The organism is Mycobacterium sp. 1165178.9, from assembly GCF_001673555.1.
In the GTDB taxonomy this organism is placed as follows: domain Bacteria; phylum Actinomycetota; class Actinomycetes; order Mycobacteriales; family Mycobacteriaceae; genus Mycobacterium.
Genome location: NZ_LZMB01000195.1, coordinates 1 through 9,828 on the forward strand (window position 1 = coordinate 1; position 9,828 = coordinate 9,828).

The window sequence follows — 9,828 nt, forward strand, 5'->3', positions numbered from 1 at the left end:
CGAGATAGCGCTCCATCAGCGACTCGTCTTCGGACTCCTCGATGATTCCTTCGATCAGGGCGCCGCGCGCCTCCTCGATCTGGTCGGCGTCGGACGGATCCGGTGGTTGCATGGTGCGTTTGCCGTCGGTGTATTCGTAACGCGTCTGCGACAACAGCCCGATCAGGCCGTGGCAGGAGGGCAGGTCGGTGGGCAGGTAGAGCGGTAACACCTTGTCGCCGAAGGCATTCTGCGCGGCGGCCAGCGCGTCAAAGTAATTCGCCCGGGTGTGGTCGAGCTTGGTGATCACCACGGCGCGGGGCATGCCGACCTGGTCGCATTCCTGCCACAGCGATTTGGTGGGCTGGTCGACGCCCTCGTTGGCCGCGATGACGAACAGCGCGCAATCGGCGGCGCGAAGCCCAGCCCGCAACTCGCCGACGAAATCGGCGTATCCGGGAGTGTCGACCAGGTTCACCTTGATGCCGCCGTGCGACAGGGATGCCACCGCGACGCCCACCGACCGTTGCTGGCGGATCTCGGCATCGTCGTAATCGCAAACCGTGCTGCCGTCGGCGACCGAGCCGCTCCGGGTCAGCACACCGGCCGCGACCAACAGCGCTTCTACGAGTGTGGTTTTGCCGCCACCCGACGGTCCCACCAGCACCACGTTGCGGATTTCGTCGGGACCGTTGGCGGTAGGAACGTTCCCCGCTCCTTGGGAAGCGTTTGTCCTGTCGGCCATGACTTTCCTCCAGGTTGCCCGGGGCGCGCCGTTGCTGTCCTCGCCAGCACCTATCTAGCTACCATCCACCCAACTTCGGTCGACCACAAGACCGTCGGGCCAGATCAGGTGCCTTTGCGGCGGGCGGCACTGCCGGGCCCCGCTCAGTAATGCCAGCTGGACCAACGCCGCACCGCGACCTCGATCACCGGGCCGTCCAGCGAAACCGATTGGTACTGGGGATATTTCGCGCTCAGTAGGCGACGCCCGAGCTCAAGGGCGTCACCATCGGTGTGGATGGTTGCGACGCCGTCGACACGCACCCACCACAGCTGGGTCCAATCGTCGGCGTAGTGATCGACGAGCAGGCTCACCCGGGGGTTGCTGTCGATGTTGGCCAGGCGGCGCAACCGCCGCGTCGTTTTCGGCTTCGCGTCGACGGCGGTGTAGACCACCTCGGACCCGCCCCGATCGTCCGCGGCGACCGCGAAGACGACCGGCACCAGGTGGGGCAGGCCGCCGGGCGCGACCGTGCCCAGTCGGGCTACTCGGGCCCGGCCGAAGTTGGCCTTGGGGTCGAATCCGCCCACCGTGCCAGCTTAGGACGCGCCCTAGATGAGGAAGGCTGGTCAGAACCTCACACATGCCGTGCATAGCTACCTGCATTACGGTTATATACACACACATGTGCCGCCAAGAGCCTGAGGCCGGGACAGTTTGTTCTCTACCGCGAAGCAGGAGGGTGACACCGATGAGCAAACCGCACCACCGCTCGGTCTTGTGGTCATGGTTGGTCAGCGTGCTGACCGTGGTCGGACTGGGTCTTGGTCTGGGATCCGGCGTGGGCCTCGCGCCGGCGTCGGCGTCACCATCCAACCTGACTCTGGATCGGTTCACCGACCGCCCCCAGGCGCCACTCGACCCGTCGGCGATGGTCGGTCAGGTTGGGCCTCAGGTTGTCAACATTGACACCAAATTCGGCTACAACAACGCGGTGGGCGCCGGAACCGGCATCGTGATCGATCCCAACGGCGTCGTGTTGACCAACAACCACGTGATCTCCGGTGCTACCGACATCAGCGCATTCGCCGTCGGCAACGGCCAGAGCTACGCCGTTGACGTAGTCGGCTACGACCGCACGCAGGACATCGCGGTGCTGCAACTTCGCGGCGCGTCCGGCCTTCCCACCGCCGCGATCGGCGGCGAGGCCACCGTGGGGGAGCCCATCGTCGCGCTCGGAAACGTCGGCGGCCAGGGCGGCACGCCCAACGCGGTGACCGGCAAGGTCGTCGCGCTCAACCAGAGCGTCTCGGCAACGGACACGCTGACCGGCGCGCAGGAGAGCCTGGGCGGCCTGATCCAGGCGGACGCCCCGATCAAACCGGGTGATTCCGGCGGGCCGATGGTGAACAACGCCGGCCAGGTGATCGGTGTGGACACCGCCGCGACCGACAGCTACAAGATGTCGGGCGGGCAGGGCTTCGCCATCCCGATCGGGCGCGCGATGGGAGTTGCCGGGCAGATCCGCTCGGGCGCCGGCTCGAACACGGTGCACATCGGTCCCACCGGCTTCCTCGGCCTGGGTGTGATGGACAACAACGGCACGGGCGCGCGGGTGCAACGGGTGGTCAACGCCGGTCCCGCCGGCGCCGCCGGGATCGCCCCGGGCGACCTCATCACCGGCGTCGACAACGTCGCGATCACCGGCGCGACGTCCATGACCGAGGTGCTCGTCCCGCATCACCCCGGGGACACCATTGCGGTGCACTACCGGTCCAATAACGGCGGCGATCACACCGTGAACATCACCCTGGCGGAGGGACCACCGGCCTGACATCGGCGCCGACGGAACCGGACCGGTGGCCAAATCGCTTGCGACCGGGCGTGTTTCGGCGTAAGCGTGGGGGCGTGATTCCGAAAGTCGCGCCCAGGGTACCCGTGGCATCGTGGATTTGATGAACGACGCAAGAGAAGCTGTCGAGCACCATCCCGAGGGGGGCAGTCACGTCCAGGACGGCGTCGTGGAACACCCCGACGCCGAGGACTTCAACAACGCCGCCGCGCTGCCCACCGACCCGACCTGGTTCAAGCACGCAGTGTTCTACGAGGTGCTGGTGCGGGCGTTCTTCGACGCCAACGCCGACGGCGCCGGTGACCTACGCGGTCTGTTGGGACGCCTCGACTACCTGCAATGGCTGGGCATCGACTGCATCTGGCTGCCGCCCTTCTACGACTCGCCCCTGCGCGACGGCGGGTACGACATCCGGGACTTCTACAAGGTGCTGCCCGAGTTCGGGACGGTCGAGGATTTCGTCGCGCTGCTCAACGCCGCGCACGAGAGGGGCATCAGGGTCATCACCGACCTGGTGATGAACCACACCTCCGATTTACACCCCTGGTTTCAGGAGTCACGGCACGACCCCGACGGCCCGTACGGCGACTTCTACGTGTGGAGCGACACCGCCGAGAAGTACACCGACGCCCGGATCATCTTCATCGACACCGAAGAGTCGAACTGGACCTTCGACCCGGTGCGCAAGCAGTTCTACTGGCACCGGTTCTTCTCCCACCAGCCCGACCTGAACTACGACAACCCGGCCGTGCAGGAAGCCATGATCGACGTGCTCCGGTTCTGGCTCGAGTTAGGTATCGACGGTTTCCGGCTGGACGCGGTGCCCTACCTCTTCGAACGCGAGGGCACCAACTGCGAGAACCTGCCCGAGACGCACGCCTTCCTCAAGCGCGTCCGAAAGGTCATCGACGATGAATTCCCCGGCCGGGTACTGCTGGCCGAGGCCAACCAATGGCCGGCCGACGTCGTCGAGTACTTCGGCGACGCCACCACCGGCGGCGACGAATGCCACATGGCGTTTCACTTCCCACTGATGCCGCGCATCTTCATGGCGGTGCGCCGCGAATCGCGCTTCCCGATTTCGGAGATCCTGGCCCAGACTCCCGAGATCCCCGATATGGCGCAGTGGGGGATCTTCCTGCGTAACCACGACGAGTTGACGCTGGAAATGGTCACGGACGAAGAGCGTGACTATATGTATTCCGAGTACGCCAAGGATCCGCGGATGAAAGCCAACGTCGGGATCCGCCGCCGGCTGGCGCCGCTGCTAGATAACGACCGCAACCAGATCGAGCTGTTCACCGCTCTGCTGCTGTCGCTGCCCGGCTCGCCGGTGCTGTACTACGGCGACGAGATCGGCATGGGCGACGTGATCTGGTTGGGTGACCGCGACGGGGTGCGCACACCGATGCAGTGGACACCGGACCGCAACGCGGGCTTCTCGAAGGCCAACCCGGGCCGGCTTTATCTGCCGCCCAGCCAGGATTCCGTCTACGGCTACCAGGCGGTCAACGTGGAGGCGCAACGCGACACCTCCACGTCGCTGCTCAACTTCACCCGGACGATGCTGGCCGTGCGGCGCCGTCACGAGGCCTTCGCGATCGGGACCTTCGAAGAGCTCGGCGGCTCGAACCCCTCGGTGCTGGCCTTCGTACGGCAGATGTCCGAAGACGGTGACACCGTGCTGTGCGTCAACAACCTGTCGCGTTTCCCCCAGCCGATTGAACTGAATCTGCAGCATTGGAGCGGGTGCACGCCGGTCGAGCTGACCGGGCAGGTGGAGTTTCCGCGCATCGGTCACCTGCCCTATCTGCTCACGCTGCCGGGCCACGGGTTCTACTGGTTCCAGCTGACCGGATGCGAGGAGGATTCATGATGAGGGCTCGCGCCGCGACGACGCAGTGGGGGTACCACCTGCTAGCGGGGGGACGAAGTGATGAGGAGGAGTGGCGCCGATGACACAGCCGGCCAAGCTGCCTTGGTCTGAGTGGCTTCCACAGCAACGTTGGTACGCCGGGCGCAACCGCGAACTGTCCAGCGCCGAGGCGAGCGTCGTCGTCCCGCTCGACGACGGCCTCGACCTGGTGCTCGTCGACGCCGACTACGCCGACGGTTCCCGGCACCGCTACCAGGTGATCGTGCGCTGGGACGCTCCGCCGGTCTCCGAATACAGCAACGTCGCCACCATCGGCGCCGCCGACGGCCGGACCGGCTTCGACGCGATGTATGACGCCGATGCGCCGCGGTTTCTGCTCTCGCTGATCGACTCTTCGGCCTCGCGCGGCGCGTCCGGCACCGAGGTCGAATTCGCCAAGGAGCCGGATGCGAAGCTGCCCCTGGAGGCGATGGCGCACGTATCCGATGCCGAGCAGTCCAACACCAGCGTCATCTTCGACCGCGACGCCATCTTCAAGGTCTTCCGCCGGGTGAGCAGCGGCATCAACCCCGACATCGAGCTGAATCGCGTGCTGGGCCGCGCCGGTAACCCGCATGTCGCGCGGCTGCTGGGGACCTACGAGATGACTGGTTCGGACGGCGACGCCGACGCGGCGTGGCCGCTGGGCATGGTGACCGAGTTCGCCGCGAATTCCGCCGAAGGCTGGGCGATGGCCACCGCCAGCGTCCGCGACCTGTTCGCCGAGGGCGACCTCTACGCGTACGAAGTCGGCGGCGACTTCGCCGGCGAGTCCTATCGGCTCGGCGAGGCCGTGGCGTCGGTGCACGCGGCCCTGGCAGAGGCTCTGGGTACCTCGCAGGCCATCTTCCCCGTGGACAACGTGCTGTCGCGGCTGTCCTCGACGGTGGCGCTGGTTCCCGCGCTCGAGGAGCACGCGGCGACGATCGAAGAGCGATTCCAGAAGTTGGTCGCGGAGACGATCACCGTGCAGCGCATCCACGGCGACCTGCACCTGGGCCAGGTGCTGCGCACGCCGGAGCGCTGGTTGCTCATCGATTTCGAGGGCGAGCCTGGACAGCCGCTCGAGGAGCGCCGTGCGCCCGATTCCGCGTTGCGGGATGTGGCCGGCGTGCTGCGATCGTTCGAGTACGCGGCCTATGGACCGCTGGTCGACCAGGCGGACGACAAGCAATTGGCGGCGCGCGCCCGGGAGTGGGTCGAGCGCAACCGGACGGCATTCTGCGACGGCTACGCGTCTGCGTCCGGGATCGATCCGCGCGACTCGGCGCAGCTGCTCGCCGCCTACGAGTTGGACAAGGCCGTCTACGAGGCGGGCTACGAGGCGCGGCACCGGCCGGGCTGGCTGCCAATTCCGTTGCGCTCCATCGCTCGTCTCACCGCCGCCTAGCGGCGTCCGCAACCGCGGCGGAGCCGTCTGAAAGCATGTGCCTGTGCCGACTGAGATAAACAACAGCGAGTCGCGGTTGTCGTGGGTGCTGGCCGCGCTTGCGGGCGTGCTGGGTGCCACCGCCTTCACCCACTCCGCCGGCTACTTCGTGACGTTCATGACCGGCAACGCCCAGCGCGCGGTGCTCGGCTATTTCCGCGGCGACGTGCTCCTCTCGGTCACGGCGGGGGTGTTGATCGTCTGCTTCGTCGCGGGCGTGGTGGTTGCCTCGGTGTGCCGGCGGCATTTCTGGGTGGCGCACCCGCACGGCCCGACGGTGCTGACGACGTTCAGTCTGGCCGCGGCGGCCGTGGTCGATGTCGTCGACGAGGGCTGGGAAGAGAATCTGCTCGACTTCGCCCCAATCATGTTGGTGGCTTTCGGGATTGGCACCTTGAACACGTCGTTCGTCAAGGACGGCGAGGTGTCGGTCCCGCTGAGCTACGTGACCGGCACGCTGGTGAAGATGGGCCAGGGGATCGAACGCCACATCGCCGGCGGATCGGCGACGGACTGGCTGGGCTACTTCCTGCTGTTCGCCAGCTTCGCGGTCGGCGCGACGGTGGGCGGCTTCATCAGCACGCTGGTCAACGGGACGTGGATGCTGGTAGTGGCCACCGCGGTGTGCGGGCTGACCACCGGCTACACGTATTTCCATGCCGATCGCCGGGCCCTGCTCGACGAGGCGTGAAAAAGAGCATCGGCAGTAGCGCTACCGGTGCGCTACTGCCGATGCTGGCTTGTGGCCTCAGGTCGCGGGCTGGGTAGCCGCGGGCGGGCTGGCCGGTGCGGCGTTGACCGCGTTGAGGGTTTGCAGGATATCGGGCTTCATCGCGACCAACTGCTGGTTCCAGTAGGGCCAGGAGTGCGTCCCGTTGGCGGGGAAGTTGAACACCCCGTTGCGCCCGCCGGCGGCCACGTAGTTGTTCTGGAACTGCTCATTGGTGCGCAGCGTCATGCCCTCCAGGAACTTCGCCGGCATGTTGTCGCCGCCGAGGTCGCTGGGCGTGCCGTTCCCGCAGTAGACCCAGAGGCGGGTGTTGTTGGCGACGAGTCGCGGAATCTGGATCATCGGGTCGTTGCGCTTCCACGCCGGGTCGCTGGACGGCCCCCACATGCTGTTGGCGTTGTAGCCGCCCGCGTCGTTCATCGCCAGCCCGATCAGGGTGGGCCACCACCCCTCGGAGGGGTTGAGGAAGCCCGACAGCGCGGCGGCGTACGGGAATTGCTGCGGGTAGTAGGCCGCCAGGATCAGCGCGGAGCCGCCCGACATCGAGAGGCCCACGGCCGCATTGCCGGCCGGGGAGACCTGCTTGTTGGCCTGCATCCACTGCGGCATTTCCTGGGTCAGGAAGGTCTCCCACTTGTAGGTGTAGTTCTGTCCGTTACCCGACGAGGGCTGGTACCAGTTGCTGTAGAAGCTGGACTGCCCGCCGACCGGCATGATCACCGACAGGCCGGACTGGTAGAACTCCTCGAACGCGGGGGTGTTGATGTCCCAGCCGTTGTAATCGTCCTGCGCGCGCAGGCCGTCGAGCAGGTAGACGGCGTGCGATCCGCCGCCCTGGAACTGGACCTTGATGGTGCGGCCCATCGACGGCGAGGGCACCTCGAGGTATTCCACCGGAAGGCCGGGCTTGGAGAAGGCCCCCGCGACGGGGGAGCCGCCGGAGGCTACCGCGAGACCGGACAGCAGGGAGGCACCCACAGCCGCGATCGCCAGTCGGCGCGGCATGGTTGCCACTGCGCCACGCAACTTTTCGAAGAACGACATAGCTCTCTACCCATCCCAACTTTCATCTGCCGCATGGTGCGGTCGAATCTGTTCTCGGGGAGTGAAACACAGCGAGAGCACCGAATCCCATTGTCGCGGCCGGGATGACAGATCGCGGTTGGCTAACGATTGGGCCTCGCCGAGAAATCGTCACAGTCGGATCACGATCGTCTCTCGGAACCATGCGCCCATCTTGCGCTGCGATGGCGCATGCGCTAAGGCGGCCGCAGCGCCTAGGCGACCAGGCGACGTAAAAGCGTTGATGCCGTGACGATTCCGAGCACAGCAGCCACCACCAGCACGACGATGTCCAGGGGGTTGAAGGGGGTGCCGATCAGCAGACCGCGCAACGCGTTCACCTCGTAACTGAGTGGATTGACCTTGCTCAGCACGTGTAGCCACGTCGGCATCACGTCGACGGGATACAGCGCGTTGGACGCGAAGAACAACGGCATCGTGATCGCTTGGCCGATCCCCATCAGGCGGTCGCGGTTGCGCACCAGACCGGCCAGGGTCATAGACAGGCAGGCGAAGAACGCGGCGCCGAGCATGACGATGGCCATCGCGGCGACTATCCGCAGCGGATTGACCGTCAGGCCGACACCCATCACGTACGCCAAAGCGAGCACCCCGACCACCTGTGCCACCGAACGGACGCCGGCGGCGAACGCTTTGCCGGTGATCAGCGCCGACGCCGGGGCCGGCGTCACCATGAGTTTGGCCAGCACTCCGGCGTCTCGATCCCAAATGATTTGTATCCCATAGAAAATGGAGATGAACAGCGCCGACTGGGCGATGATTCCGGGCGCCAGAAACGCCAGATACGACACCGAGCCGGTGGGGATGACATGCAGGTGGCTGAACGTGGTCCCGAAGATCAACAGCCACAGCGCGGGCTGCACCATTCGGGTGACCAGCTCGGTCCGGTCATGTTGCAGCTTTTGCAGTTCGACGATCGCGAACGCCCCGATCCGGCTGGACAGCGCGCCGACTCGTTGCCAGCCGCGCGGGGCGCGGATCAGCGTGCCCGCCGCGGCGCTATCAACCGACACGACGCGCCACCTTTCTGCTGGAACGGATTTCACGAATGGACTCGCCGGCCTCCGCTGGATCCCCTTCCTCGTCCAGGCCCGATGCCGCGTAGTGGCGGAACACGTCCTCGAGGGTGGCCGACGGCGATACCGTCGCCTTCAACTTGTCGGGGGTGCCGACGGCACGCAGCTGGCCGCGGTGCATCAGTGCGACACGGTCGCACAGCGCGTCGGCCTCCTCCATGTAGTGGGTGGTCAGCAGCACGGTCATGCCGAACTGCGCCTGCATCTTTTGCACCTGGGCCCATACGCCGTCGCGCGCGATGGGATCCAGCCCGACGGTTGGTTCGTCGAGCACCAGCAGCGACGGGCGGTTGACCAGCGCCTGCGCCACCTCGAGACGGCGTACCATGCCGCCGGAGTAGGACGACGCCAGCCGGTCGGCCACCTCCATGAGATCCATGGCGACCAGCGCCTGATCGACGCGATCGGCGCGCTCGCTGCGGGGCACGCCGTACAACCGGGCGAACCACGCCACATTCTGCCGGCCGGTGAGCGCGGGCTCGATCGAAAGTTGCTGCGGCACATAGCCGATATTGCTTCTGATGCCGGTGGTTTGGCGGCGCGCGTCCATCCCGAAGATACGCAGTTCGCCGTGCTGCACGGGGGTCAGCGTGGTCAGCATCCGGACCATGGTCGTCTTACCGGCGCCATTCGGCCCCAGCAGGCCCATGGTTTCGCCGGGCCGCACCTGCAATGTCACGTCGTCGACGGCGGTGAACTGGCCATAGCGATAGGTCAGGTTTCGGCCGTCGACCGCCATCGGCAGCGATCCGCTCATGGTCGCCGCTCTTGAAGTTTTCGGGTCATCATGTCGAGGACCTCCATTCCCTTTGTCAAAGACTCGATTTGGTCGTCGTCGAGTTCGTCGATCACCTCGGACAGCAATGCGCGCCGGGTGGCGCGGGATGCGTCGACGATCTGCTGGGCGGGCTCGGCGAGCCGGAGCTGGCAGACCCGGCGGTCGGTGTCTCCCGCCGTCCGTAGCAACAGTCCGCCGGACACCAGCTTGGTGACCAGGGTCGAGGCGGTGTTGGGCACCAGCCCGAGCTCGGCGGCCGCGG

General features: G+C 66.3%; 10 protein-coding genes. 4 read left to right on the top strand and 6 right to left on the bottom strand.

Annotation, left to right across the window (positions count from 1 at the left end; genetic code table 11):
- Both A5652_RS09320 and A5652_RS09325 read right to left on the bottom strand, forming a co-directional pair.
- The coding region (locus A5652_RS09320; protein WP_156745238.1) for a GTP-binding protein at window positions 1–724 on the bottom strand (724 nt) is incomplete at its 3' end.
- A 143-nt stretch (window positions 725–867) separates the two neighbouring features.
- Complete coding sequence (locus A5652_RS09325) at window positions 868–1,293, bottom strand: TIGR03668 family PPOX class F420-dependent oxidoreductase (protein WP_067349629.1); 426 nt, start codon at window positions 1,291–1,293, stop codon at window positions 868–870.
- Window positions 1,294–1,454: 161 nt separating this feature from the next.
- Here A5652_RS09325 and A5652_RS09330 point away from each other — a divergent pair, with 161 nt between their 5' ends.
- The 4 genes from A5652_RS09330 (at window position 1,455) to A5652_RS09345 (ending at window position 6,590) form a co-directional block, all read left to right on the top strand.
- Window positions 1,455–2,537: a S1C family serine protease gene (locus A5652_RS09330; protein WP_067349632.1), complete on the top strand. Its 1,083-nt coding sequence runs from the start codon at window positions 1,455–1,457 to the stop codon at window positions 2,535–2,537.
- A 121-nt stretch (window positions 2,538–2,658) separates the two neighbouring features.
- Window positions 2,659–4,431: a maltose alpha-D-glucosyltransferase gene (gene treS / locus A5652_RS09335; RefSeq protein ID WP_067349650.1), complete on the top strand. Its 1,773-nt coding sequence runs from the start codon at window positions 2,659–2,661 to the stop codon at window positions 4,429–4,431.
- Between the two features lie 79 nt (window positions 4,432–4,510).
- Entirely contained in the window at window positions 4,511–5,860 is a 1,350-nt protein-coding gene (locus tag A5652_RS09340) for a maltokinase (protein WP_067349635.1), read from the top strand.
- Window positions 5,861–5,903: 43 nt separating this feature from the next.
- Window positions 5,904–6,590 (top strand): YoaK family protein, encoded by a 687-nt coding sequence (locus A5652_RS09345; protein ID WP_067349638.1) that lies wholly within the window; start codon window positions 5,904–5,906, stop codon window positions 6,588–6,590.
- Window positions 6,591–6,647: 57 nt separating this feature from the next.
- Here the strand turns inward: A5652_RS09345 and ag85C are convergent, their stop codons facing one another.
- From ag85C to A5652_RS09365, 4 genes are all read right to left on the bottom strand, one after another.
- Window positions 6,648–7,673 carry a diacylglycerol acyltransferase/mycolyltransferase Ag85C gene (gene ag85C, locus A5652_RS09350; RefSeq protein WP_067349641.1) on the bottom strand — a complete coding sequence of 342 codons (1,026 nt, stop codon included), beginning with the start codon at window positions 7,671–7,673 and terminating at the stop codon, window positions 6,648–6,650.
- 233 nt (window positions 7,674–7,906) lie between these two features.
- A complete protein-coding gene (locus A5652_RS09355) occupies window positions 7,907–8,725 on the bottom strand; it encodes an ABC transporter permease (RefSeq protein WP_067349644.1) in 819 nt (272 codons plus the stop codon).
- A complete protein-coding gene (locus A5652_RS09360; protein ID WP_067349647.1) occupies window positions 8,715–9,545 on the bottom strand; it encodes an ATP-binding cassette domain-containing protein in 831 nt (276 codons plus the stop codon). The genes A5652_RS09355 and A5652_RS09360 overlap by 11 nt, the downstream gene beginning before the upstream one ends.
- Window positions 9,542–9,828 (bottom strand): MarR family winged helix-turn-helix transcriptional regulator (locus A5652_RS09365; RefSeq protein ID WP_369805770.1); only part of this gene is annotated, 287 nt, incomplete at its 5' end. The genes A5652_RS09360 and A5652_RS09365, both read right to left, overlap by 4 nt.